This window comes from Emticicia oligotrophica DSM 17448, assembly GCF_000263195.1.
GTDB classification, from domain to species: Bacteria; Bacteroidota; Bacteroidia; order Cytophagales; family Spirosomataceae; genus Emticicia; species Emticicia oligotrophica.
Genome location: NC_018748.1, coordinates 730,514 through 755,638, shown reverse-complemented (window position 1 = coordinate 755,638; position 25,125 = coordinate 730,514). Strand labels below are relative to the sequence as shown.

Annotated in this window: 22 protein-coding genes; 11 read left to right on the top strand and 11 right to left on the bottom strand. The window is 35.5% G+C overall.

The annotated features are described in order from the left end of the window. Positions 1–17 precede the first annotated feature (17 nt). Positions 18–689, top strand: a complete 672-nt coding sequence (locus EMTOL_RS03245) for a potassium channel family protein (protein ID WP_015027836.1) — start codon at positions 18–20, stop codon at positions 687–689. A 3-nt stretch (positions 690–692) separates the two neighbouring features. Here the strand turns inward: EMTOL_RS03245 and EMTOL_RS03240 are convergent, their stop codons facing one another. Then, on the bottom strand, positions 693–1,271 hold the full coding sequence (locus tag EMTOL_RS03240) for a Crp/Fnr family transcriptional regulator (protein WP_015027835.1): 579 nt from the start codon (positions 1,269–1,271) through the stop codon (positions 693–695). Between the two features lie 129 nt (positions 1,272–1,400). On the opposite strand from EMTOL_RS03240, the gene EMTOL_RS03235 reads away from it, so the two are divergent. Continuing rightward, entirely contained in the window at positions 1,401–2,324 is a 924-nt protein-coding gene (locus EMTOL_RS03235; protein ID WP_015027834.1) for an alpha/beta hydrolase, read from the top strand. 189 nt (positions 2,325–2,513) lie between these two features. Here EMTOL_RS03235 and EMTOL_RS03230 read toward each other — a convergent pair whose 3' ends face one another. The 6 genes from EMTOL_RS03230 to EMTOL_RS03205 all read right to left on the bottom strand — a co-directional run bounded on the left by EMTOL_RS03230 (position 2,514) and on the right by EMTOL_RS03205 (position 7,542). Beyond that, positions 2,514–3,077 (bottom strand): hypothetical protein, encoded by a 564-nt coding sequence (locus EMTOL_RS03230; protein ID WP_015027833.1) that lies wholly within the window; start codon positions 3,075–3,077, stop codon positions 2,514–2,516. A 67-nt stretch (positions 3,078–3,144) separates the two neighbouring features. Further along, positions 3,145–3,615 carry a hypothetical protein gene (locus EMTOL_RS03225; RefSeq protein WP_015027832.1) on the bottom strand — a complete coding sequence of 157 codons (471 nt, stop codon included), beginning with the start codon at positions 3,613–3,615 and terminating at the stop codon, positions 3,145–3,147. Between the two features lie 12 nt (positions 3,616–3,627). Further along, positions 3,628–4,059, bottom strand: coding sequence for a hypothetical protein (locus tag EMTOL_RS03220; RefSeq protein WP_015027831.1), 432 nt, complete (start codon positions 4,057–4,059; stop codon positions 3,628–3,630). Positions 4,060–4,218: 159 nt separating this feature from the next. Next, positions 4,219–5,358: a MalY/PatB family protein gene (locus EMTOL_RS03215; protein WP_015027830.1), complete on the bottom strand. Its 1,140-nt coding sequence runs from the start codon at positions 5,356–5,358 to the stop codon at positions 4,219–4,221. An 11-nt stretch (positions 5,359–5,369) separates the two neighbouring features. Then, positions 5,370–6,164, bottom strand: coding sequence for a 5'-methylthioadenosine/adenosylhomocysteine nucleosidase (locus EMTOL_RS03210; protein WP_015027829.1), 795 nt, complete (start codon positions 6,162–6,164; stop codon positions 5,370–5,372). 70 nt (positions 6,165–6,234) lie between these two features. Next, entirely contained in the window at positions 6,235–7,542 is a 1,308-nt protein-coding gene (locus EMTOL_RS03205; protein ID WP_015027828.1) for an NCS2 family permease, read from the bottom strand. 153 nt (positions 7,543–7,695) lie between these two features. Here EMTOL_RS03205 and EMTOL_RS03200 point away from each other — a divergent pair, with 153 nt between their 5' ends. After that, entirely contained in the window at positions 7,696–8,388 is a 693-nt protein-coding gene (locus EMTOL_RS03200) for a pseudouridine synthase (RefSeq protein ID WP_015027827.1), read from the top strand. Positions 8,389–8,391: 3 nt separating this feature from the next. Here EMTOL_RS03200 and EMTOL_RS03195 read toward each other — a convergent pair whose 3' ends face one another. Next, positions 8,392–9,468: an AI-2E family transporter gene (locus EMTOL_RS03195; protein WP_015027826.1), complete on the bottom strand. Its 1,077-nt coding sequence runs from the start codon at positions 9,466–9,468 to the stop codon at positions 8,392–8,394. 112 nt (positions 9,469–9,580) lie between these two features. Here EMTOL_RS03195 and EMTOL_RS03190 point away from each other — a divergent pair, with 112 nt between their 5' ends. Further along, on the top strand, positions 9,581–10,429 hold the full coding sequence (locus tag EMTOL_RS03190) for a YjiK family protein (RefSeq protein WP_015027825.1): 849 nt from the start codon (positions 9,581–9,583) through the stop codon (positions 10,427–10,429). A gap of 82 nt (positions 10,430–10,511) precedes the next feature. On the opposite strand, the gene hpf is transcribed toward EMTOL_RS03190, so the two are convergent. After that, positions 10,512–10,871, bottom strand: coding sequence for a ribosome hibernation-promoting factor, HPF/YfiA family (hpf, locus tag EMTOL_RS03185; protein WP_015027824.1), 360 nt, complete (start codon positions 10,869–10,871; stop codon positions 10,512–10,514). 376 nt (positions 10,872–11,247) lie between these two features. Here hpf and EMTOL_RS03180 point away from each other — a divergent pair, with 376 nt between their 5' ends. Genes EMTOL_RS03180 through EMTOL_RS03170 form a run of 3 tightly spaced genes read left to right on the top strand, consistent with a single transcriptional unit; the run spans position 11,248 to position 15,302 of the window. Further along, complete coding sequence (locus tag EMTOL_RS03180; RefSeq protein WP_015027823.1) at positions 11,248–12,018, top strand: ABC transporter ATP-binding protein; 771 nt, start codon at positions 11,248–11,250, stop codon at positions 12,016–12,018. A 36-nt stretch (positions 12,019–12,054) separates the two neighbouring features. Next, positions 12,055–13,728, top strand: a complete 1,674-nt coding sequence (locus EMTOL_RS03175; protein WP_015027822.1) for a hypothetical protein — start codon at positions 12,055–12,057, stop codon at positions 13,726–13,728. A gap of 47 nt (positions 13,729–13,775) precedes the next feature. Further along, positions 13,776–15,302, top strand: coding sequence for a M20/M25/M40 family metallo-hydrolase (locus EMTOL_RS03170; protein ID WP_015027821.1), 1,527 nt, complete (start codon positions 13,776–13,778; stop codon positions 15,300–15,302). Positions 15,303–15,546: 244 nt separating this feature from the next. Here EMTOL_RS03170 and EMTOL_RS03165 read toward each other — a convergent pair whose 3' ends face one another. Further along, positions 15,547–17,124 carry a hypothetical protein gene (locus tag EMTOL_RS03165; protein ID WP_015027820.1) on the bottom strand — a complete coding sequence of 526 codons (1,578 nt, stop codon included), beginning with the start codon at positions 17,122–17,124 and terminating at the stop codon, positions 15,547–15,549. A 65-nt stretch (positions 17,125–17,189) separates the two neighbouring features. Beyond that, positions 17,190–18,644 (bottom strand): hypothetical protein, encoded by a 1,455-nt coding sequence (locus EMTOL_RS03160; RefSeq protein ID WP_041693851.1) that lies wholly within the window; start codon positions 18,642–18,644, stop codon positions 17,190–17,192. 269 nt (positions 18,645–18,913) lie between these two features. On the opposite strand from EMTOL_RS03160, the gene EMTOL_RS03155 reads away from it, so the two are divergent. From EMTOL_RS03155 to EMTOL_RS03140, 4 genes are all read left to right on the top strand, one after another. Next, positions 18,914–19,717 carry a glycerophosphodiester phosphodiesterase family protein gene (locus tag EMTOL_RS03155; RefSeq protein WP_041693392.1) on the top strand — a complete coding sequence of 268 codons (804 nt, stop codon included), beginning with the start codon at positions 18,914–18,916 and terminating at the stop codon, positions 19,715–19,717. Positions 19,718–19,812: 95 nt separating this feature from the next. Beyond that, positions 19,813–22,641, top strand: a complete 2,829-nt coding sequence (locus tag EMTOL_RS03150) for a TonB-dependent receptor (RefSeq protein WP_015027817.1) — start codon at positions 19,813–19,815, stop codon at positions 22,639–22,641. 51 nt (positions 22,642–22,692) lie between these two features. Next, positions 22,693–24,456: a beta-helix domain-containing protein gene (locus tag EMTOL_RS03145; RefSeq protein ID WP_015027816.1), complete on the top strand. Its 1,764-nt coding sequence runs from the start codon at positions 22,693–22,695 to the stop codon at positions 24,454–24,456. A 91-nt stretch (positions 24,457–24,547) separates the two neighbouring features. After that, complete coding sequence (locus tag EMTOL_RS03140; RefSeq protein WP_015027815.1) at positions 24,548–25,120, top strand: hypothetical protein; 573 nt, start codon at positions 24,548–24,550, stop codon at positions 25,118–25,120. The last annotated feature ends 5 nt before the right edge of the window (positions 25,121–25,125 follow it).

Sequence of the window (25,125 nt, the reverse complement as noted above, 5' to 3'; positions counted from 1 at the left end):
AACCTTTATAACTTTAGATGAGTATTGACCAACATTTCCTCAGTAAACACAAATACGAACTTCTGCTTTATGCCCTTGTGCAGCATTTATTTATTGGCGTGTTTTTGAGCGACATGGATTTGTATGTAAAAATCATTTGGCCAATCAATATGATTCTTTTAGGAATTGCGAGTATTGGGGTATTTATTGAAAAGGGCAGTTACAAAAAAGTTATCAAAAATATTTTATTTTTATTGTCTTTGGTGTTTCCTATTAGCCTTTCGTTTATTGAAAATTCACCAGGCTTTATGATAACCGTTAGTGCGGTTTATGTTCTTTTCTTTTTATTTATTTTCTTAGAAATTATCAGATTTTTGCTCAAACCGAGCTACGTTAATACCGATATTATTTCTGCTTCTGCTTGTGGGTATTTACTTTTGATAGAGATAAATACATTTTTGATGCAGATTTTTTTCTACCAAAATTCACATTCATTCAATGGCCTTGATACCTCAAGCCTACCAGCGGTATATATGGATTTGGTTTATTTTTGTAGTATTACAATTACAAGTATTGGTTTTGGTGATATTACGCCGAACTCACATGTTACGAAGCTAATCACATCTTTGTTTGGTATTATCGGACAATTTTATACTGTAGTTTTAGTAGGTATATTGATTAGCAAATTTACGAGTAAATCTAATCAATAAAGTTTATTTCTGACTTCTGACTCTGCTCAGTGTTTCTAATTGAATACCTAAAAATGAAGCCAAGTATTTAAGCGGAATACGACGAATAAATTCTGGTCGATTCGTAATCATGTATTCGTATCGCTCACGTGCTGAAAGCGTTTGGAGAATAATTTTCATTTCTTCTATTTGTACTAAATAATGCTCTACTATCAACCGACCGAGGCGTTCGATATCATGAAATTGGTCGAATAGGTTTTGTAAATCAGCATGTTTTACAGATACTACCTGCACATCTTCGAGTGCCTGTATGTATGTGAGGCTTGGTTTCTGAGAAAAGAAACTATAAGTTGAAATTGCAACAGAGTTTTCTAAACCAAACCATATATTGGTTTCATTGGCTTTAGTGTTTTCAAAATACTCTCGAACGCAGCCCGTATAAACAAAATTTAGCTCATCAGAAATACTGCCTTGTTTGACTAGAAAGTCTTTTTTTGAGTAGTTCTTCAACGAAAGACATGGCAAGAGTGCCTCCAAGCTTTGTTCTTTCAGAGGGTGAATCTGTTGAAAAAAATCAAGGCAATGTTGAAAGGCTTCGTTCATGAAATTGAATTAATTGAAAAATAAGTTACAAAGTTGAAAAAAAAATGGGGGAAACAATATTTTTTTTCAACTTTGTATTTCGACTATTCACCATTAACCAATGAACGTATTTACTACGATAAATTAACCATGAAAAAGATTTTTTTTGCATTCCTATTTACAGCAATTATGTCTGATTTATCTGCTCAATCTACCGAAACTATTTTGTTGTATCCCGATGGAACTCCAGGTTTAAAAGCAGGAGTTAATATTCCTGAAGATTCTAAAACTACTGATGGAATTACGCGTGTGAAAGATGTTACTCAACCAGCACTTTTTGTTTATCCAGCAAAGAAAAAAACAAGTGATGCTACCGTAATTATTTGTCCTGGAGGTGGTTATGGAATTTTAGCCATTGACCACGAAGGCCATGATATTGCGAAGTGGTTTAACGATAGGGGTGTGAGTGTATTTGTATTGAAATATCGTTTACCGCAAGAAGAATTATTTGATAATGACGAAATCAGACCTTTGCAAGACGCCCAACAAGCCATTAGAATTGTACGTAAGAATGCCTCAAAATATGGTATTTCACCAGATAAAGTTGGTTTGATGGGCTTTTCGGCGGGTGGGCATTTAGCTTCTACCGCAGCTACGCACTTCAAAACACAAGTAGGAGAAATTACAGACCCGAATATAAGTGTACGTCCAGATTTTTCTTTGTTGATTTACCCAGTTATTACGTTTAGTGATAAATTTACACACTTTGGTTCAAGAGATAATTTGATTGGAAAGAATCCTCCAATTGAGAAAATGGAACTTTACTCGAACGAAAAACAAGTAACCAAAGATACTCCTCCAACATTCTTGATTAGCACTACTGATGATGGTGTACAACCAGAAAATAGTATTGCTTATTTTTTAGCTTGTAAGAAAAATAAGGTGCCAGTAGAAATGCATATTTATGAAAAAGGTGGGCATGGGTATGGACTCAAGAAAAGAGGTCGTGGGCCAGTTGAAACATGGGCTGCTCGAATGGAAGACTGGCTAAAAGATAGAAAATTGATGAAATAATTAGTATATTCTTATTCTCACCACCGAGTTTATAGATGGTGAGAATAAGAATCTTTCGCAATAAAAATGCTGGTACGCAGATTACGCTAATTAATTAAAAAAACGCTGACTTTCGCTGAAAATGTAAAAGCATCTGTGTTATCTGAGGTTCAAAAATTTGTGACAACAGCTTTATAAATCTAAAGTATTTTATCCTAATCTTCTCATAATCAAATTACTAATAAGTTCGAAGAAAGGGTTGGGTTTTAAAGTTCGCCAATTACTTATTTGTAAGGTCCCTCCAAAATTTATGTAAGAATCAAGGTGATATCGTCTAAACTCGACCATGATGAAATCTCTGATACTAACTGCGGCAATCCAGCCATCCTCAATATCTTCAAACCACTCTTCGTAATAATCGGTTTCTCCACCATGAAACTGTAGGATATTTTCTCCAATAAGAATATAATATTTGATACCATATTTTAGCAGGTGGTCAACTACCGTACGTTTAAAATACATGCTATCGTTATGCAAAGTGTCGTTCCATTCTCCAAAAAGTTCTATGACAGCATATTTGGCTGAATAATCAACCATCAGAATTTTGCAATAGAGTGTTTCGGAGCCAATGGAGTCCCAGTTAGGGTCGATGTAGTAGCCGTAAATGGTATCCTCGTAGGCTTGGCCGTAGCTACGACCATAAAATGGAGATTTGCGGTCGTTTTCGCTGATGTAATACTTTCGCCAGTTATAAGTAGGTTCTATTTCGTGCATTAGAATGAATCAACGCATCATTTTATGTGAGCAACTAAACTTTTGATTGAGTTGCTCACCAATGTTTTTATTTTTTTAAGAGTTTTATTTCTTCTTGTAGTTTAAGATTTTCTTTACTGAGCGAATCAGACTTGAAATAGAAATACAAAGCAGCGATTAAAAAGATTTTACCTAATATAAAAACTGTGATAAAAGCAGGTCGCCAATACTTATGTACTTTTATTTGGGTATCATTTACTACTGCGTCAATGTATATTTTATCATCATTCGATGGTGTATTTTCATGTTGGGCTTGAGCATGATATTTCCATCGTTGAATATTGTTTTCTTCGAAAGTTTCGATTCGTTCGCGTACATTTGGGGGAGGAGTTTTACCTGAAAATTGGACATTAATTAATTCACCTAAATCATTAAGTGCCAAAGAGATTTCAGGAAAAATATGGGTATAATGTTCTACCTCTTTTTGCTCCGCTTCAGAAGCAAAGCCTAAGATATAGCTCTCTAAAATACCGCTTGCAATATATTCTTGAGGATTCACTTTGCTCTAATTTTAAGATTTACGAAAAGATTTAACATGCTCACTAATTGCTTTCATTGTAGCTTCTTTAGATATACCTAATCGCTCTGCGATTGATTCAAGTGGTATACCTTGTTTGAATGCTAAATTGAAAATTAAATCAGGTAGGACCTCCTTTTCACTCGTGTTAGAATCTTCATTAGGCGGTAATAATGATTTGAATCTATTGCTAAATTCGAGTGCTTTTGCACGTGCATTGCGAATGATACAAATCACATCGCTTATCTCTGCACTACAATTTTGAAGTGGAAACTGGAATAATTCTACTAATATTTCTTGAGCCAATTGCTCTTGTGGAATTATTTGTAGAATCACACCATAAGCCACCGCTCCATATTTATCATAGAGCGAGAGATTGGGAGGGATGTTGTTCAACGGTTTACTTGTTGTCCTCAGTTTATTCATGTAGGATATTAATCTACCAAGTAATGATGATTTATCAGGCGTTTATGTATATATACGTGAAAAGTTTTTTTATGAAATATTTCTCGTAAGTATAGAACGAAATTAGTTTAGAATATTGTTAAAACCAAATTCTTGCAATAGTATTTACAGGATGTTTCTTTAATTAAATACTTTTCTTATTCGCTCAAAAGCAGCCTCTAATCTTTGCATTTGAGTGCCAAAATTCAGACGAATAAATCCTTTTCCATCAAAATAAAAGCCACCTTCTGAGATACCAACACCAGCGTTTTCGAGTACTTCTGCAATATTATCAATGCCAAGTTCTCGTGTATCAATCCAAGCTAAATACGTAGCTTCTAGTGGTTGCATACTTAAACCTTTAATAGCATTTACTTCTTTCAAAACAAAATCGTGGTTTTTGCGTAGATAAGTAAGTAATTCTTGAAGCCAATCATCACAATCACGGTAGGCTGTCAAAGCTGCTTGATAAGCATAGGCCGAAATCATGGGTTCAACTATGTAGCGAAGGTTGGCATATTTTGCTCTGGTTGCATCATCAGGAATGACGGCAAACGAACAGCCCAAACCCGCAATATTGAAAGTTTTGCTTGGAGAAAGAAGTGTAATTGTTCGATTTGCAATTTCTTGACTCAATGTGGCTATTGAGATATGTTTTTTTGTTTCATCAAGAATTAAATCACAATGTATTTCATCTGAACAAATTACGATATTATGTTCGGCACAAATATCTGCTAAAGTTTGCAGTTCTTCTTTGGTAAAAACGGTTCCCGCAGGATTATAAGGGTTGCACAACATAAACATTTTTGTGCGTGGGGTAATTGCTGCCCTAATAGCATCGAAATCAAGTGTCCAACGATTTCCCTCTAGTTTCATCTGTACTTTGACCAGTTTCTTTTTAGCAGCTTCAGGAGCTTTCATGAAAGGACCATATACGGGAACTGTTGTCATGATTTCGTCTCCTTCATCACCTACAACCATGCACGATAATGTCAGGCCCGGCACAAGCCCTGGCAACCAAACAATCCATTCTTTCTGTATTTCCCAGTTATGGCGTTCTTTTAAACGTTTTACTACTACATCTACTAATTCTTCGGGCGTTTGCCAATAGCCAATTACACCTTGTTTAGTTACTTTTTCTAAAGCTTCTAAAATTGGAGGAGCGGCCTTAAAATCCATATCAGCTACCCAAAGCGGTATAATATCACGGTTTTTATATTTATCCCACTTAAAACTATCTGTGTTTGTACGGTCAATGAGTTCGTCAAAATTATAATTCATGAAAAGGTTATTTATAAATACTTAAGAATGGTTTTTACTAAAATAGCTGAATTATCGGCGGCGGTTTTCTTAAATGTTTGGAAATCGGCGGGAGCAGCTTCATTTGCTTTATCGCTGATACTTCTAATGATTAAGAAAGGAAGTTTTTGTTGAAAGCAGATTTGTGCTACTGCCGCACCTTCCATTTCGGTAGCATCTGCTTGATAATTTCTTTTAAAGCCAGCCACTGCAATACTGGAAGCCACAAATGTATCGCCCGTAACGATGGTTCCTGCAAGAATTCTCGGTGTTGGCGAATTAGGAGTTATTTTTTGCAAAACTACTTCTTTTGCGGCTTTTTCGGACATTAATATCATGAGAGAATCAGATAAAAAGAATTGTGGGTTGAAATTTCCAGTATGAGGATTACGAGTAGGATAGAATTTCAAACTATCATTGGTTAAACGACCGTAGTCATGGTATGAAAGTTTTTTTCCAATCAGAATATCTCCTTGATTTAATTCCGAACTAACTGCCCCAGCTACACCAGTAAATATAATTGATTTTGGGCGAAAAACCTTGATAATGAGCGTTGTAGTGATACTTGCATTTACTTTTCCGATACCTGTCTGAGCTATTACTACTTTTTTACCGCTGAGCTTCCCCGTTTTATATTCAAACCCTAAAATCTGTTTGGTTTTGGCTTGTTTCAATTGCGATTCAAGTAATTGTACTTCTTCGGTCATTGCTCCTAAAATAGCAATTTTCTGTCCGAACGAAGAGCTTGATAGTAAGATTATTATAAAAAATAGTAGTTGATTTCTCATAGTGAATGATTATAACTCAGTTTCGTATTTTTAGTGGTTTTCTGTAAAAATCTTAGAGATAAATAGCAAATCAATGCCCTAAATAAAGTGCCCAAATAGCAAAAATGTCAATAATTATTAACATCCATGAAACTTCTTTTGACTTTTTGTTGAGAATTTTAATGATAGTCCAAGAAAGAAACCCCCAAATGATACCTTGCGTGATTGAATAAGTAAACGGAATCAATACCATGGCAATGAAGGCAGGAATGGCATCATCAAGTTTATCCCAATGAATTTTGATTACAGGCTTCATCATCAAAACCCCTACTACAATCAATGCTGGAGCAGTGGCAATAGCGGGGATAATGCTCAAAAGTGGCGATAAAAACATAAATGGCAGAAATAACAAACCCGCAGTGATGGCTGTGGCTCCTGTTCGTCCGCCTTGGCTAATACCAACTGCCGATTCAATAAAAGCAGTGCCAGGACTGCTCCCTAAAAGTCCACCCAAGGTAGTTGCCACAGCATCGGTCAGTAGTGATTGCTTAATATTCTGTGGTTCACCCTTATCATCGTATAGGTCGGCAGCTTCGGCCACGCCAACAAATGTGGAAAGACTATCGAATAAATCAGTAAAAACAAAGGCAAAAATAACTGGTAAAAGGCTTATTTTAAGTGAGTTAATTATATCAAGTTGAAATAATAGACTAAAATCTGGTGCTGCAAAAATCCCTTGCCATGTTACCAAAGTTTTTTGACCGAAATTGATAGCAGAGGCATCGCCCCACCATCTGCCGATTGGAATTGCCAAAATTGTTGTGAGTAAAATTCCGATAATAATTCCACCTTGAATGTGTTTGGAAAGCACAATCATCGTAATGGCTAATCCTATCAGAAACGTAATGATGATAGGGTCATGCAAGCTTGCAATACCGATGATTGTTGCAGGATTTGGTACAATAAACTTAGCATTGGCAAAGCCAATTAGTGTGATAAATAGACCAATTCCTGCCGAAATAGCATAACGTAATTGCTTCGGAATAGCTTTCACGATTTGCGTACGAACATTGAAAATTGAAAGTAGAAGAAAAATTATTCCCGCCCAAAATACGGCTCCCAAAGCCACTTGATAGCTGATTCCCATGCCTTTGACAGCCGTAAAGGTAAAAAAGGCATTCATGCCCATTCCGGGAGCAACAACAATGGGGTTTCGAGCGTAGAGTCCCATCATCAGGCTACTAAAAAAAGATAGTAATACTGTGGCAGTAAGGACACCATTGAAAGGCATACCAGATTGGCTCAGAATAGCTGGATTTACTACAATGATATACATCGTGGCTAAAAAAGTAGAAACTCCAGCCAATATTTCAGTTTTTAGAGTAGTTTTTTGAAGCATAGACTAATTTGTCATATTTTCCTGCAAGATAAAAGGATAAATACAAATTACGAAAAATCAATACTTATGTATTTTGTACGTATGCCATGCCGACGATAATTATTGAGTTAAACTTTTTCTTCCATACCTTTGTAGAAATTTCAATGACTATACATGCAAGATACCGTACTACCTATTCTTTACCAAGATGAATATTATGTAGCCATTAACAAACCACATAATTTATTGGTGCATCGTTCGTCAATTGCTGCTGAAGAAAGTGTCTTTGCATTACAGCTACTCCGTGACCAACTGAATTGTTGGGTAAGTCCGTGTCATCGAATTGACCGAAAAACTTCGGGCGTGTTACTTTTTGCTCTTAGCCCCGAGGCTGATAGGGCGATGAAAACACAATTTGAGAATCAACAAACGCACAAGAAATATTTGGCTTTGGTAAGAGGTTATTTGCCCGAATTGGGCATGACAGACCGACCTCTGGCTAAGGAAAATGGTACTCTGCAAGAGGCAATCACACATTTTAGATGCTTAAAACAAGTAGAACTCGAAATTGAGGTAAGTCGTTATCCAACTTCTCGCTATTCTTTGGCCGAAATTACTCCAGAAACTGGCCGAATGCACCAAATAAGACGACATTTTGCCCAATTAAGACATTATCTGATAGGAGATAAAACCTACGGAGAATGTAAGCATAATAAGATGTTTGAACAGCGTTTTGGCTTAAATACGATGCTTTTACATGCTAGCGAATTAAAGTTTACACACCCATTTACGGGTGAAACCATTGAAATACAAGCTCCCTTGAGCGATGAATTTAGTCGTATCCTAGCTGCAATCGGAATGAATTAATATTTATCTTCTCTTACGTTTTACATCATTATTATCAGCTTCGCCTAAAAGGAAACCAAATGGGCGGAGTGCCTCAACCGAGTCTAATATCACTTTGATAATGGCTGTTAACGGAAGAGCTAATACCAAGCCACTCATGCCCCAAAGGTTTCCAAAAACAATAAGGGCAATAATGGCGGCCATTGAGTTGATACTTACCTTTGAACCAACCACATAAGGTGTAATGAAGTTTCCTTCTAAGAATTGTACGGCCCCAAATAAAGAAGCTACACCAAGGGCATAAAATGGACTATCTTTCGTAATGAGAGCGAATAAAATGGGTAAAAGTGAGCCGATGGCAATGCCAATATAAGGTAAAAGTACCAAGAAAGAAGCTAAAAATCCAAAGAAAATAGCATGGTCAATTCCTAAAACATATAGGCCAATAGTGTTGAGTATGCCAATGATTCCGATGACCATGATTAGCCCAACCATATAATCAATCACTACACTTTTTATCTTACTTAAAACAACATTTACTCGATGACTACTTACTGAACGAAAGGCTTTGTAGAAGAAAACTTTGATGAAATCTCTGTATAGAAGAAGTAAAAATATATACAGTGGAATCAAGGTAAGGTTTCCTAGAAGCCCAGTGGTTGTTGAAAGTGTATTTCCTACAATATTACTATTATTCTTCAGAAATTCAGTCAGATATTTCTTTCCTTCAACCTTTTGTTGGGTTTTACTGATATGAAAATTTCTACGAATGAAAATCTGAACATCATTGAATAATTTTTCGGTTTTTTCGGTGAGTTGAGGCAGAATTTCCTCAAAATCCATAATCTGAATATAAACTAAATAAAAAAGTAAAATGAAAGCTCCGAGGGTAAGCGTGATGACAATGGTAATGGCTAACCACCTTGGGAAACTTAGACGTTCGAGCATTTGACAAGGTGGAAGTAGCAATAAAGCAAAAATACACGAAAAGGTAAGAGGAATAAGTAAATCCTTAAGTATATACAAGCCATAAATGATAATTACGAGCGAAATAAGCACGTAAGCAAGCCGTACATGAAATGGCTGTTGAGTAGTTTTCATTATATCAAATAAATTTTACTTAGGAATATCAATTAGGTGTTTTCAAAAATAGTTAACTTGTTGGGCAATTCCCAAATTTTCAACCTGATTTAATCATTTTAGTTTCGCTGTTATGTTCCTTTACAAATTTTATATGCTATTGTTTGCTCTTAAAATTGCCACTTGTAACTGCCACTCAGAGGTAAATAAAAGTGGTTTTCAACGAGCTAAAAAAGAATATACAATCACACAATCTGGTCGAATGCCTACCTGTATCAATGAAAATTCTGGAATTGCCAAGGCATGGCAGGAAAATTATTATTGGACTATCAATGATAGTGGTGGGAATACTGAACTTTATATGGTAGGAGAGCAAGGACGGGTATTCGATACACTTTTTGTAAATGATTCGCAAAATATTGACTGGGAAGATTTAGCCAAGGATAATAAAGGGAATATTTATATCGGTGATTTTGGTAATAATAACCAAAATAGAAAAGACTTGACGATTTATAAGTTTAAAAACGGAAAGACAGAGAAAATAACCTTTCATTACGCCGACCAAGACCATTTTCCTGCACGTCAACGAATTTTTGATTGCGAAGCATTTTTCTGGTATGAAGGAAGATTGTATTTGTTTTCTAAAGATTGGACACAAAAACACCAAACTCAATTATACAGTATCCCAGACCAAGCTGGAAATTATGTACTATTACCAGAACAAAGTATCTTTTTAAAAAGCCCCGTCACATCGGCAGATATTAGTCCAAATGGAAAAGAATTTGCCCTTTTATCTTATGGGAAAATTTATATTTTTGAAGTAAATGCTGGAAAAATTGACTTTTCAAAGCCTAAATCATGCATTAAAATAGGGCGAAATCAGATGGAGGCTATTGCCTATGTAAACGATACCGATTTGATTATGACCAACGAACAAAGAAGATTGTATAAAGTAACTCGTAAGGATAAATTAAGGGAATAAATATTCAGTAGAAATAATTACAGAATTTATTCTGTGAAAAAAAGAGGGGTAAATCATTAGATTTACCCCTCTTTTAAATATTTCAGAAGTCATCTTCTACAACTTCTTCTTCGGCAGGAATCTCACGTTTTTTATGTTCTACTTCGTTTTTCTTTTCTTTAAATTTTTTAATTTGTGATTTTAAAGCCTCCAAAGCAATGTCGGTGGCTTCTTCAAATGTTGTACCTTTTTCTTCTGCAAAAATTATACTTCCTGGTACACTCAGCTTGATTTCAATGTGCTTTTTGTGAATTTTAGTACTATCTCCTTTATCTAATTTGAGAAAGACTTCGCCACTAATTATTTTGTCGTAGAAGGTTTCTAACTTGTTTAACTTTGATTGAATGAACCCCACTAATTTAGGGTCAACGTCGAAATGGACTGCATGCACATGAATCTTCATAACACACTAATTTTTAGAGTGAATAATATATAAACAGTTAATGATAAAGGTGTTTTGCTAAAGATAATTAAGGTCAATAACCTTAGTTATCGCCAAAATCTCCTCATTTACTTTGTCAAAGAACTTTTATTAATCTAATGAAGCAAAAAAAACGATATGAGTCAAGGATTTTCTTTAGAAATTTAATTAGATGAGGATAAAAGGCGAGATGAATATTTGAGTAGAGAATATAGAAAACACAAGAGATTGAAAGGAAAAAACAGTTGAAGTTTAGCTACATGGCTAAATTCAAGCAATTATCTAGATTATTGTTGGAAATATGCCTGCATAATTCTACATTTTCACTTTATTTCCACTAAATCCTTTATTGTTGATTATGAATGTTATTAGAATTGAAAACTTACAAAAATCCTACGGAAGTGGGCTCGTATTAAAAGACATTAACTTAGAAGTAAATTCAGGAGAAATTATAGGCTATATTGGGCCCAATGGTGCAGGAAAATCAACTACTATTAAAATTTTAATTGGGATGATTCCCGATTTTGATGGAAAAGTAGAGGTGTTGGGCCATGACGTGAAGAGCAATTCACTTGAAGTAAAGCGTTTGATTGGTTATGTTCCAGAAAATGCCTCGCTCTACGATACGTTATCGCCAATGGAATACTTGCGGTTTTTGGGAAGTTTGTATGAATTAGAAATGAACCAAATTGAAGAAAAAGCAACCGAATTACTTCGTTTGTTCGCACTTTATGACCAAAGAGATGACCGAATGACAACCTTTTCGAAAGGAATGAAACAAAAAGTATTGTTGATTTCGGGAATTCTACAAAATCCAGAGATAATTTTTTTGGATGAACCTCTTTCTGGGCTTGATGCTAATGCCGTGATTTTGGTCAAAGAGATTTTATCGCAGTTAAAACAGGCAGGAAAAACCATTTTTTATAGTTCGCATATTATGGATGTGGTTGAAAAAATTTCAGATCGTATTGTGTTGATTAACAAAGGAACAGTGATTGCCAACGGAACATTTGAAGAACTAAAAGCTCAACGAGAAACTGGTTCTTTAGAACAAATCTTTAATCAACTAACAGGCAATACCGAACACGTACATTTAGCTGAAGAGTTTATTCAAATCATGAATCGCTAAATTTTATCCTTTCTTTTCCACAAATTCACAAGAAAAATGATAAATATTTATCTAAAAATATTAGATTTTCTATATCCTTTATTTAATAGACTAGGAATCAATTATTACCAGCTTCGGGCTATTGTGGAGATAAAACTCAAAATGGATAATCGAAGAACAAGATTTAACCAATGGAATAAAAACCAACACGAATCAAATTCGACTTTTTATCTCACATTATTTTTGTATTTCATATCATCTACTGTATTTGCGGTATTCGTTTATGCTTCTGATTCAGTCACGGCGGTATATTCGGTCTTTTTTGCATTTCTGATGTTCATGATTGCCATGTCGTTAATCACCGATTTTTCGTCAGTATTACTCGATTCCAACGATAATGCCGTTCTTCTTCCTCGCCCAATTGAAAGCAAAACACTGTTGATTGCCCGAATTACGCATATATTAATGTATTTGCTTTCGATGATGCTGGCACTTTCATTACCAACGCTAATCATAACGGGTATTAAATATGGTTTGTTGACAGCCATAACCTTATTTTTTGTATGTTTACTAGCCTTGATGTTAGTAGTTTTTCTGACCAATATTCTTTACTTGACACTCATGAAATTTACGAGTGAAGAACGACTACGGAATATCATTAACGGTTTTCAGATTTTTATGACATTTATTCTGATGGGTGGGTATAGAGTCGTTGGAAATTTGATTGATGCAAAAACATTCACCACTTCGGTAGAAACAAAAGTTGAGTGGTGGCATTATATGTTGCCACCTATTTGGATGGGGAATTCAATCAACACAGTAGTGAATCATACAGTTGATGCCCCTCATTTTATTTTTATATTTCTCACATTGACCATTCCTTTTGTTGGACTGTTTTTCCTGAACAGCGGTTTTACTAATATTTTCAGTGAAAAAATTGCCAGTATTGATAATGCCAAACGTACAGTTGTAAGTCCTCGACAAGTTAATAATAAAGATTTGGTAACTAGGTTAGCAAAAACTTTCACTCGTACATCAATCGAAAGAGGAGCTTTCGAGTTTGTATGGAAAATGACCGCCCGCGACCGTAAATTCAAATTGAGAGTGTACCCTTCTTTGGCTTATTTACTCATTTATCCAATATTTATGATTGGTGCTAGTAGGGGAGATGGTACTTTTATTGAGCAAATCAAGAGTTTAGAAGAGAAAAAATGGGTGGCTCTAATGGCTGTTTATATGTGTAGTACCATTTTATTGGCAATTAGAACACAAATTTCGCAAACTGAAGATTTTAAAGCTTCTTGGATATATCAAATTGTACCACTTTCTCGACCAGGCGAAGTTTTGAGCGGAACTCTAAGGGCCGTATTGGTTAAGTATATTTTCACTATGTGTATCATACTTGCTCTGATGTTGGGTTTGGTATGGGGCGTAAATATGCTTGATGATTTATGTTTCGGCATCTTAGCTATTATTAATATTGATTTACTCACCTCAATCGGCATGTCTAGTGAATTACCTTTTTCTATCGAATTGAAGAAAAATGGTGGAGGTAATTTTATTAAAAATATGCTTTATATTGTTGGGGCGGGCATATTGGCCATCATTCATTATTTCCTTATGCAAGTACCCTACGTAATAGGTGTTTTCGGACTCTTGCAGTTAGCTTTAGCTTTATTTTTATTAAAAAAATACCGTGAAGTTGGCTGGGAAAAGGTTACTTTCGAGTGAAATTTAATATTACATCTTAAATATATAAACTTCCTAAACAAACAATCATGAAACGTCTGCTTTTAGCATTATTACTATTGGCCTCGACCTTGGGTTTTACACAAAGTACAATTATCGAACAAGCTCGAAATTACCGTAAGTCAAACGAACACGCACTTTTAAACGAGTTTATGGGATTACTTTCAATACCCAATATTGTTTATGATACGGTCGGAATTCAAAAAACCGCTGCCTATATTATGCAAATGATGGAGAAAAGGGGCATAAAGGCTGAATTACTTCAACCAACAACCAAGGGAGCTCCAGCAGCAGTTTATGGAGAAGTAAAGGTGCCTAATGCTACACAAACCGTAATATTTTACGCACATTATGATGGACAGCCTGTAAATCCGAATCAGTGGGCGGAGGGAATCGAACCTTTCAAATCGGTATTTTTAGATGCTTCTCTCGAAAAAGGTGGTAAAATAATTCCTGCTCCAAAATCAGATGAAAAAATCAATCCTGAATGGCGAATATATGGAAGAAGTGCTTCTGATGATAAGGCAGGTGTATTCTCTATTTTATCTGCCTATGAAGTTTTGGGTAAAATTGGGCAACAGCCAAGTGTAAATATGAAGTTTTTCTTTGAAGGGGAAGAAGAGGCTGGCTCTCCACACCTCGCCGAAATCTTAGAAAAATACAAAGACAAACTAAAATCAGACCTTTGGGTAATTTGCGATGGTCCAGTTCACCAATCGGGGAAAAAACAGGTAGTTTTTGGTGTAAGAGGCGATATAAATATGGAAGTGAAAGTATATGCTTCTAAACGCCCATTGCATAGCGGACATTATGGAAACTGGGCACCAAATCCCGCGATGTTGCTTTCAAAATTATTATCGTCGATGAAAGATGATAATGGTAGAGTATTGATTAAAGGTTTTTATGATGATGTTGTACCTTTTACCGAAACCGAAAGAAAAGCTATTGCTAAAGTACCATCGGTTGATGAGCAAATGAGAAATGAATTGGGCTTTATGCGTGCCGAAGGTGGGGGGAAAACTTTGGTTGAATTGATTAACTTGCCTTCACTGAATGTAAATGGAATTTCGAGTGCGAATGTTGGAAAAATGGCCGCTAACGTGATTCCAGTTTCGGCAACTGCTGCCTTAGATTTACGCTTAGTTTTAGGTAATGATGCCCAACGACAAGCACAAAAAGTAATAGACCACATCAAGGCACAAGGCTATTACGTGACCCAAAATGAAAGCATAACCGATGAAGAACGCATGAGATACCCGCTTATTGCTCGTGTGAGTGTGGGGAAAGGCTATAATGCTCAACGCACAAAAATGGATTTGCCGATTGCTCAAAAGGTAATCAAAGCAGTGCAAGCCAGTACTAACGAAGAAATAGTTTTGATGCCAAGTTTGGGTGGAAGTTTACCTTTGTTTTTATTTGAAAAATATTTGGCCACACCAACGATTACAGTTCCGATTGCTAATCACGATAATAACCAACACGCCGAAAATGAAAACATCAGAATTCAGAACATCTGGAATAGTATAGAAACTTATGTGGCTTTGATGAAGATGTAATTTATGTTTTTAGACGACAATATAATTGAATTTGTGTTTAAAAGATTTTTGGCCTATTTTTTCTACCGATATTTAACTCCTACGGAGTATTTAATGTCTGTAAATAGCTTTATTGTCATTCAATTTCAACTGACTGCAATAAACCAATCTTATTTGACCTTTTTTTAATATAGAACGATTTTTTTGTTGAAAAGAAATCGGATGAGCGGTAAATAAAAAAGAGAGCTTTAAGCTCTCTTTTTTATTATTTATTTTCTTCTGCACTGAAATCTTTAAAAGTTTTCTTGATGTTAGCATCGGTTGCCTTACTTTTAGGTTCCCATGAGGCATCTAAGTCAAGAACAACTAGGCCTTTTAGGCTCATTACATTCATGAAATCATCAACTTTTCTTAAAAAATCTTGATTTCTACGTGATGATTTAAGTGCAAAATCACGTGAGAAAATATCTCCTTTACTCTGAATTTCGTTTTTCTTTTCAATAATGTAATTCAGTCGGTCAATGATATCTTTCATCGAACGACCAATTACCTCAGTTGCCTCAAGTGTACCAATTGTTAGTACGGTTGTTCCTCCTAAGGTCGAAATGAGGCGTTGTTGGTCAGGTTTATCTTTAGGTACAAAAACTGATGATAAACTCGTTGTAGCCCCTAGAGAAGCATTGATAACCGAACGATGCTTTTTCCCTTTCTTGGCTTTGGTATATAACTTTTTTAATTCGGCCTCTTTATCTTTCAGTTGTTCGAGTAACTCCCAGCCTCGTACTAATGTACCACGATAAAGATTGTATAATTTCAAATCGGTTTCGGCTTCATTTACCGTATTCTTAACAACAATTCGAATGGTTTTTACATCTCTTTTCTTTGTTTTATCCAAAACAAAAAAGTCCATATTAAATCCAAGCGAATCGAGAGGGTCTTTCACGAAATCATAGCCAGGTTGCCATGTGAATTCGTATTGATTGGATGTGTTTTTAATTAAACTTTTCTTGCTAATTTGTTGATTTTCAGTCAAAAAGTCAAATTCATGAATGTCATCATCACCATTAGGGTCTGATAAGTAGAAACGTAAGTTGACTGTTTGATTCTCTTTAATTTTAAAGACATTATCTTTAGGTACTACGATGATTTCGGGCGGAAGGTCTATTTGCGTAACTTCAATTTTTAAACGTCCTTTAGTTTGAGATTTAGCGGGTTGGTCTTCCACATAAAAATCAAGATACATCGGATTTCCTTCTAAAGTTTTTTCTTTGAGTTTCTTAAATTGTGTAAGAGATGGCGACCATGAAATCTCACCTTGTGAAGTCATTTTCATACCTTCGGGCATACTTTCAAAGGAAGGGATAAAAACAATAGGGTCGTTGTCTTCATCAAAAACAAAATCACGGTCTATTTTGTAAACATTGTTGGTATTGTATTGAACATAAAAAGGCTTCAAATCGCGGATGATTGGACTACGATTGACGTGTTGAATTCTGAATTCAACTTTTGAAGAGATAGTCTCGTTGGTAGAATCACATTTTGCCTCGAAAATTACTTGATGAAACTTAAAAGGTTCAAGACGCTCAACCATTGAATACGGTGGAATCCAAGTAAATCTCCCAAGCGAATCGAAAGCCATTCCATCTAGCTTACCTTGTGGAATTGAAAAACGAAATTTTTCGCAGTTTTTCCCTTCCACTTTTAATTCAAACGACACCTCACTTCCTTCCTTTATTTGAGTCCACTCTTTACCAGTTGGTAGTACAATTTTGGGACTTTCTTGGGCAAATAATCTAAACGATAATAATATAAGTATGTTGATTGTCAGTAGTTTAAATTTCATTTTTTATCTTGATTTTACAAATTAGCAAAAAAATTGCTGCATTTATACATCGTCAGTTTTAATAGCTATTCTTTAATTTCTTTAACGTTTGCGGGGCCAGGAACACCCGGAATAACAACGCAAGGGAAACCAAATAGACAACGGTCTTTAATCATTTTTATTACTTCGTCTGGTACGTTTTCTTCCCAGCCGTTTTCTCCTTTCTTGATTAATTCAAGTGTGTTATTAGTACTTATACCGAGATTAGTTTCATTATAATGATGAATATCTTCGATTTTATTATTGGCTATTAGATAACGGTATAAATCAATCAAGTGCATAGGAGGGTTAAATCTCATGCAATTCAAGATATTGTTGTTTTGATAGGTTGGATAAACGAACAATTTAAGATTGCGACTGAATAGTGTAGCAAATGATTCTAGAATACCACCCGGAAGGTCTTTATAGTGCTCTTCTTCAAAAATATATTGTAGGTTAGGATAGCCAATAATCAAGCCCATTTTTAGTTTCGTAATCCTCGAAACGTAAGCAACCAATTTATAATATTCTTGATAGTTTGAAATCATTACCATCTGACCCATCGAGCATAGCACATCTACTCTATCAAGAAAGTCTTTTTCATCAATTTCAGAACCTTCTTTTTGCAAACCTTGCAGTGTAATTTCAGATATTACTACTACTTTATCTTTATCTACATCGGGTTCACGCATGAATTGTTTGCGACCATTTTCGAGCATATCGAGGTGTACATTCACCAACGGACGGAAGCGTCCACGTAATACCAAAGCGTGTTTGCGGAAAAGCACTTCCGAAGGTTGTTGGTTTTTCCCATCTGCACCAAAAAGTGCAATGTCTGAAAAACCGTACTTCACTAAATTTAAGCTCATTAAACGATTATCAACGTGCTTGAAGTCAGGACCTTCGAAACGAATCATATCAATCTGGATTCTATCTTTAGCCAAATCATCCATGAGCGATAAAATCAATACTTCTGGGTCTTGATGGTAGAAAAAGCAACCATACATGAGGTTTACCCCTAATACTCCTAAGGCTTGTTGTTGTAAGATGCTGTCGTTGTCGAGCATCTTCACGTGAATAACAATATCATTATACTGGCCGTGTGGAGTGAGTTGAAATCTCACACCCATCCAACCATGGGCATCATTATTTTTATGGTAGTTAAGTGCAGCGACGGTATCTGAAAAAGCAAAAAAAGTTGAGTCATTCCCACGTTTTTCGCCCAAACGCTCAATCAAGAGTCCATATTCGTGGTCGAGCATACTCATTAGGCGGGGCTCACATACATAACGCCCATTTTCCATGACTCCGTAGATTGCATCGGAGAAAGTCATGTCGTAGGCCGACATCGTTTTCGCAATCGTTTTTGATGCTCCACCTGCTTTGAAGAAGTTGGCGGCTACATCCTGACCCGCACCAATCTCAGCAAAACTACCATAGATTTGCTTGTTCATGTTGATACGCAGGGCCTTTTGCTTAGTTCCGAGGTTTTTTTCGTGTATGATTTCCACTGTTGTACTTTTTAATTAATTGCTGATAAAGGAGATACGTGTGTGTCACGTTGAAATTCTACCCCAAAATTAAGCCAAAATGTTTGAAAAAAGCGTAGTTTTTGAAAATGTTTGACTTAAATTCTAAAAAACTGTTAAAGTACAATTATTGCTCTTTTAGGTGCAATTTTTACAGAATCTTAACAAAATCATAACTTCTAGAAAATCAGTATGACGAGATACCCATGTAATTTTGAATCGTTCAAATTATTTCTAGTTATATGAAAAGCTCCTTAATCAAAATATTACTCATGGTATTACCAAGTGTGTTATGGGCTCAATCAAAAGTTATTTTTCCTAAGACAAAACATAATTTCATTGTCATTGCACACCGTGGATTTCATATAGATGCTCCAGAAAATACTATTGAAGCATTGAAGAAAGCGATTGAATTAGGGGTGGATTATGTAGAAGTAGATGTAAGGAGTACGCTTGAAGGTGTGCCCGTAGTGATGCACGATGCGAATCTAGAACGTACAACCGATGGAACAGGTAAAGTATCGACTATTTCAACTGTTGATTTTCAAAATTTGAAAATTAAAGATACGGCTATAAATCCACCTACTTTTTCGAGTTTTTTGATGGAGGCCAGTGGGAAAATAAATCTTTACTTAGATATTAAAGATGCTTCGCCCGAAAAGATAATTTCAATGCTCGATAAATATCAAATGCGTGAGCGTGTGATAATTTATTGCTCCGCTTCCCAAGTTATTGAATGGAAAAAACTGGCTCCTTCGATTCCCGTCATGACTAGTCCTTTCCCAAATTTAAAAAGTCCAACTGATTTTGAATCATTTTTATTGAGTTTTCCAGCATCAGCTTTAGATGGAAATATTCGCACCTACAAGCCTGATGTATTGAATAAATTAACTGAAATTAACGTACCTGTTTGGCTTGATGTTTTGGGCAAAGACGATAATGAACAAGGGTGGAAAATGGCTATTGATTTGAATATTAATGCTTTACAGACTGACAATCCAAAGGCTTTAATTGACTACCTAACTAAAAATAACCTTAGGAAATAGGTATTAATAATTAACTCGTAACATTGGCTTAACAATTAGTTAATATTGGATTCTGACCTTTGTGGCACAAAAATCAAAAACACCAATATAAGGTTATGAACTCCAAATTAAGACTTATTTATTTTCTTCTTTTCTCACTTATCTCATTTATTTCGTTTGCTCAAACTGGTGTAGTACGTGGAAATGTAAAGGATGCTGTTACTAATGAAGATATTATCGGTGCAACCGTAAAAATTGATGGAACAACGTTAGGTGCTGCAACCGATATCAATGGTTTCTTTTCAATTTCGAGAGTTCCGGTTGGGAAAAAGAAAGTAGTTGTTTCTTATGTTTCATATAAAACTAAGGAAATAGAAATAAACGTAGAAGCTGAAAAAGTTATCGAAATAAACACAACGATTCAAGAAGATAAAGTGGTTTTGCAAGAGGTAAAAGTTGTGGCAAATCGTATAACTGGAACTGAGGTTTCGGTAATTTCTGAAATTAAGGCTTCTCAAATGGTTGTGAGTGGTATTTCTTCTGCACAAATCGGGAAAACACTTGATAGAACTGCTGCTGAGGTTGTGAAACGTGTACCAGGTGTGACTATCTTCGGAAATCGCTTTATCAATATTAGAGGTTTGAACGAACGTTATAATACTGTAATGTTAAACAACGTGTTTACACCTTCTATGGAAACAGATGTTCGTTCTTTCTCATTTGATATTATTCCAAGTAATCAAATTGACCGTATTCTAGTATTCAAAAGCCCTTCGGCCGAGCTTCCAGCTGAATTTTCGGGTGGTGTTGTAAAAATTTATACGAAGAGTATTCCAGACCAAAATTTCTTAACTGTTGATTTGGGTGGTTCTTACCGTGAAGGTACAACTGCTAAAAACTTTTACGAACCTCAGCACGGAGCAAATTACTGGACGGGTTTCAACGATGGATACAGTGATTTACCAAAATTTTTTCCTGCAACTAAAGCTGATATTATTAATGCTGGTGCTGACCGTTTGGCTCAAATCGGGCAGATGTTGAAAAACAATTGGACGCCATTGCAATCAACAGCAATTCCAGATTTACGTTTTTCACTCACAGGAGGATTTAAAATACAAAAAGGTGAATTGAAAATTGGAAACTTCTCAGCTGTAAATTATAGTAATAGCTACACAAACTTTGAAATGCAACGCAATGACTTTGAATTTAGTCAAATCTTAAAGAACGGTGAAGCAGGTGAGGTTTTCAACTTTAATGATAAGCAATATACACATGCCATTCGTTTGGGTATCTTACACAACTGGGCTTTTAGAATAAACGATAAAAATACGATTGAATTTAAAAACCTTTACAACCAATTAAGTAATGGACAGTTTGTGAATCGTACAGGTTTTGATAGTGGTAATAAATGGAATATTCGTTCATTCGACCAAGTTTATCGTGGTATCTATTCTGGACAATTAACGGGTAAACACACACTTGTTAAAGATAAAACTACTATCGACTGGGTTGCTGGTTATAATAATTCTTATCGTGACCAACCTGATTATAAGCGTTTTAGATATAATCTTGATGGGAATGAACCAATTTTGTTAGTACCGCAAGGTTCGGCTCAGACTTTTAACTTGGGTAGAACAAATATCCAAATGACAGAAGCTTCTTATACTGCTGGTTTGAATTTAGTACAGAAGTTTGTAGTGAAAAAAGCTACTCAGAAAGAAGATAATAAAGAAGTTGAAGTAAAAGCGGGTGTTTATTATGAATTGAAAGACCGCCAGTTTGGTGCTCGCAACTTGGGTTATGTACAATCTAATAGTGCCTTGTTTAATAGTGGTACTTTACCAATTGAGCAAATTTTTGCACCGGGTAATATTAATGCTACTACTGGTGTGAAAATTGATGAGCAAACCAACCCGAACGACTCATATACTGCAAAAAATACTTTGTTAGCTTATTATGTATCAGGTAATTATTCATTAACCAAGAAATTAAACGCAATTGTAGGCGTAAGAGTAGAAAATAATAAGCAAAAATTAGATAGTTATGATTTAGTGAATAATCCACTTAATTATAATAATCCAAAGACCAACGTTTTACCATCAGTAAATGTTACTTATAATTTCTCAGAGAAATCGTTACTTCGTTTTGCTTATGGCCAAACATTAAATCGTCCAGAATTCCGTGAAATTGCTCCGTTTTCGTTCTATGACTTTGTAAATAACCGTAATATTACTGGTAATCCAAACCTAAGAAATGCTCAAGTAGAAAATTACGATTTTCGTCATGAGTTTTACCCAACACCAGCTGAGGTAGTAAGCATCGCAGCATTCTATAAGAGATTTACAAACCCAATTGAGGTTGTATTTGCTAGTGGTTCAAATCCAAACCTTAGCTTCGAAAACGCCGAAAGAGCTTATAGTGCAGGTATCGAACTCGAAACTCGTAAATCATTAGAAGGTTTAACAAGTTCACCGTTCTTAAACAAATTGAATGTTACTTTCAACGCTGCTTTTATTTATAGCCGAGTAAAATTAAATTCAGCAATCGCTGCTAATCAATCAGATAACCGACCTCTACAAGGACAATCTCCTTATGTTATTAATGGTGGCTTAAGCTACAACGATACTAAGAAGCAATTACAAATCAATGTGCTATATAATGTAATTGGTAAACGTATTTACGCAGTTGGTAATAACTATGGATACCAATATCCTGACTGGTATGAAATGCCAAGAAATGTGGTAGATGTGACGTTCTCGAAAGGTATTGGCAAAAACTTAGTATTGAAGGGTGGAATTACCGATTTATTGAATGCCCGCAATCTAGTGCTTCAAGATGGTAATCAAGATGGTAAGTTTGATATTAATAAAGACCAGGTGATTCAATCTTACAGAGCAGGTAGAGTTTATTCATTAGGGGTTAATTATACATTTAGCAAGAAATAAATTTTCTCATAAAAACTCCAATTATTTCGTTTAAACCAAATTTAGAAAACAATGAAATTAATTCAATCGAAAATTACAAAGGCTGTAGCAATGATGCTTTCGATGGCATTGGTATTCTCGGCTTGTAAAAAAGAAGACGAGGTAGCCCCAGCTCCAACAGTTTCGGCGGGTAGTGCAGCACTTTCGGGTGTTCCGGGTGCAAAAGTTACCATCACTGCTACTGTTTCGGCTCCTGGAGGTTTAAAGTCAATCACAGTATTGAAAAATGGTGCTGCTTTCGATTCAAAAACTTTCGCAGGTGAAACATCAGCGACTTATACCAAAGAATATACTATTGATAATTTGGCAGCAGGTGCGGTTGTCAACTTCACAGTACAGGCTTTAGATAACAATAATCAATCATCTACATTAGCTACAATTCCAGTAACTATTACGGCTATACCACCAAAAACAATTGTTGAGGTAAAAGGAAGTTTAGAGGGCAATGTAACTTGGACAGCGGACAAAATCTACAAATTAGTAGGTTTCGTACGTGTAGGTCAAGAAGAAGTATTTGGTACAATTACAAAAACTGGTACGCTTACAATCGAAGCAGGTACAACAATCATCGGTGACCGTGCAACTAAAGGTACTTTAGTGGTTCAACGTGGAAGCAAAATTATTGCTAATGGTACAGCCGATAAACCAATTGTATTTACTTCAGAAAGAAATCCAGGCGAAAGAGAAGCTGGTGACTGGGGTGGTTTAGTTATTTGTGGTAAAGCTCCAAACAACTTACCTGATGATAAAACAAACCGTGAATTGGAAGGTGGATATGGTGCATTCCACGGTGGTTCTGATGCTGCTGATAACTCTGGTTCATTGAAATATGTACGTGTAGAATACGCAGGTATTCCAGTAAACCCTAACCAAGAGATTAACTCATTTACATTTGGTTCGGTTGGTAGTGGTACTACAGTTGATTACATCATGGCTTCTTATGGATTAGATGATTCATTCGAATGGTTTGGTGGTACAGTAAATTGTAAACACATGATTGCATACAGAGGTTTAGATGATGATTTTGATACAGATAATGGTTTTAGTGGATATGTTCAATATGGTGTTGGTATTCGTGGTACTACACAAGCTGACCAGTCAGGTTCTAATGGTTTTGAATGTGATAATGATGCTAATGGTTCTTCGAACACGCCTTATACTTCAGCTATTTTCGCTAATATGTCAATCATTGGAGCAAAAGGAAAAGCAGAAACTTCAATCAATGTACAGTTCCAAAATGGTGCTCAATTGAGAAGAAACAATAAGCAAAAACTTTATAATACCTTCATCACAGGTTATCCGAATGGTGTTTATATTGATAGCCAAAGAGGTGATGCTAAAGGAAATGCCGCAAAAGGTGATATCGACTTACAAAACGTAGTATTAGCAGGTGTTGATGGTTGGGGAACAAACGGTTGGGGACAAGGATTTGCTACTAACCCAAAAGGTTTTGCAGTAGCTGATGCAGAACAAAATACAGCAGCAACTGCTATTTTGATTGGCACACAAAAACCTTCAGAGTGGTTTGTTAGCTTAAAAGGTAATAAAATCCTAGCTAACACAAGCAAAACTGGTTTAAGTTCAACATTGTGGGGTACAGGAACACCAACTTTCACGCTTACAACAGGTACAGCAGAATCTTTAATTGGTTCTTCGCTACCAGCAACTTTACCAGCTTTCTTTGATAAAACTGATTTTGTTGGTGCTTTCAAAGATACAGATTGGACAAAAGGTTGGGCTGAATTTAACCCACAATCAGTTACTTATATTAAGTAATCCTCTATAAAATTACACTACTTAATTCTTACTCCTCTCGTTAAAGGAGGGGTAAGAATTAAGTTTCAACAAAACACCAATAAATATTAAAATGAGAATCCTACTTCTGTTTTTTTCAGTAGTAATGATTGCTTGCCAAAATAATAATAAAGTAAGCAAATATTATAGCGAAAGCGAACGAGACACACTATTAACTAATATTATTACCTACGTTTACGTAAAACCACCTTACGCATCAAACGCTACCAGATTCGAACCACAATTTAGAAAATATTATGTGCAAAACTTGCCAAAGTTTTCACTAGAAAACTACTTTATTACTCCTGATAGTACACACTATTTCTTTCTGATTCGTCCAGTTGGTAATACGCTTAAATACCGTAGAGGTGTTGTTGGGAAGTTTAGATTAAAGCAAGGGACATTAATGCCCGTAGATTTTGAAGAAATCATAAATACCCCACATTTAGAAGAGGCTTTAGTGAAAGAAAGAGGAGCATTTTTATTTAAAGAACTTGTGAAAAATGGAAATTTGGATAAATATCTAGGCATGAAACATTACATCGAATGGCCAGATTCTATGCTGGTTTATGATAAAAAAATAAATGAATGGGTGGGTGTGAAGTCAATAGTTAAGGAGCAAGATTCAACAAAAATTGAAAAATAAAAAAC

Excerpts from the sequence above, each read along its gene's own strand:
- EMTOL_RS03245 (WP_015027836.1), top strand. The coding sequence starts at position 18 with ATGAGTATTGACCAACATTTCCTCAGTAAACACAAATACGAACTTCTG.
- EMTOL_RS03240 (WP_015027835.1), bottom strand. The coding sequence starts at position 1,271 with ATGAACGAAGCCTTTCAACATTGCCTTGATTTTTTTCAACAGATTCAC.
- EMTOL_RS03235 (WP_015027834.1), top strand. The coding sequence starts at position 1,401 with ATGAAAAAGATTTTTTTTGCATTCCTATTTACAGCAATTATGTCTGAT.
- EMTOL_RS03230 (WP_015027833.1), bottom strand. The coding sequence starts at position 3,077 with ATGCACGAAATAGAACCTACTTATAACTGGCGAAAGTATTACATCAGC.
- EMTOL_RS03220 (WP_015027831.1), bottom strand. The coding sequence starts at position 4,059 with ATGAATAAACTGAGGACAACAAGTAAACCGTTGAACAACATCCCTCCC.
- EMTOL_RS03215 (WP_015027830.1), bottom strand. The coding sequence starts at position 5,358 with ATGAATTATAATTTTGACGAACTCATTGACCGTACAAACACAGATAGT.
- EMTOL_RS03210 (WP_015027829.1), bottom strand. The coding sequence starts at position 6,164 with ATGAGAAATCAACTACTATTTTTTATAATAATCTTACTATCAAGCTCT.
- EMTOL_RS03205 (WP_015027828.1), bottom strand. The coding sequence starts at position 7,542 with ATGCTTCAAAAAACTACTCTAAAAACTGAAATATTGGCTGGAGTTTCT.
- EMTOL_RS03200 (WP_015027827.1), top strand. The coding sequence starts at position 7,696 with ATGCAAGATACCGTACTACCTATTCTTTACCAAGATGAATATTATGTA.
- EMTOL_RS03195 (WP_015027826.1), bottom strand. The coding sequence starts at position 9,468 with ATGAAAACTACTCAACAGCCATTTCATGTACGGCTTGCTTACGTGCTT.
- EMTOL_RS03190 (WP_015027825.1), top strand. The coding sequence starts at position 9,581 with ATGTTCCTTTACAAATTTTATATGCTATTGTTTGCTCTTAAAATTGCC.
- hpf (WP_015027824.1), bottom strand. The coding sequence starts at position 10,871 with ATGAAGATTCATGTGCATGCAGTCCATTTCGACGTTGACCCTAAATTA.
- EMTOL_RS03180 (WP_015027823.1), top strand. The coding sequence starts at position 11,248 with ATGAATGTTATTAGAATTGAAAACTTACAAAAATCCTACGGAAGTGGG.
- EMTOL_RS03175 (WP_015027822.1), top strand. The coding sequence starts at position 12,055 with ATGATAAATATTTATCTAAAAATATTAGATTTTCTATATCCTTTATTT.
- EMTOL_RS03170 (WP_015027821.1), top strand. The coding sequence starts at position 13,776 with ATGAAACGTCTGCTTTTAGCATTATTACTATTGGCCTCGACCTTGGGT.
- EMTOL_RS03165 (WP_015027820.1), bottom strand. The coding sequence starts at position 17,124 with ATGAAATTTAAACTACTGACAATCAACATACTTATATTATTATCGTTT.
- EMTOL_RS03155 (WP_041693392.1), top strand. The coding sequence starts at position 18,914 with ATGAAAAGCTCCTTAATCAAAATATTACTCATGGTATTACCAAGTGTG.
- EMTOL_RS03150 (WP_015027817.1), top strand. The coding sequence starts at position 19,813 with ATGAACTCCAAATTAAGACTTATTTATTTTCTTCTTTTCTCACTTATC.
- EMTOL_RS03145 (WP_015027816.1), top strand. The coding sequence starts at position 22,693 with ATGAAATTAATTCAATCGAAAATTACAAAGGCTGTAGCAATGATGCTT.
- EMTOL_RS03140 (WP_015027815.1), top strand. The coding sequence starts at position 24,548 with ATGAGAATCCTACTTCTGTTTTTTTCAGTAGTAATGATTGCTTGCCAA.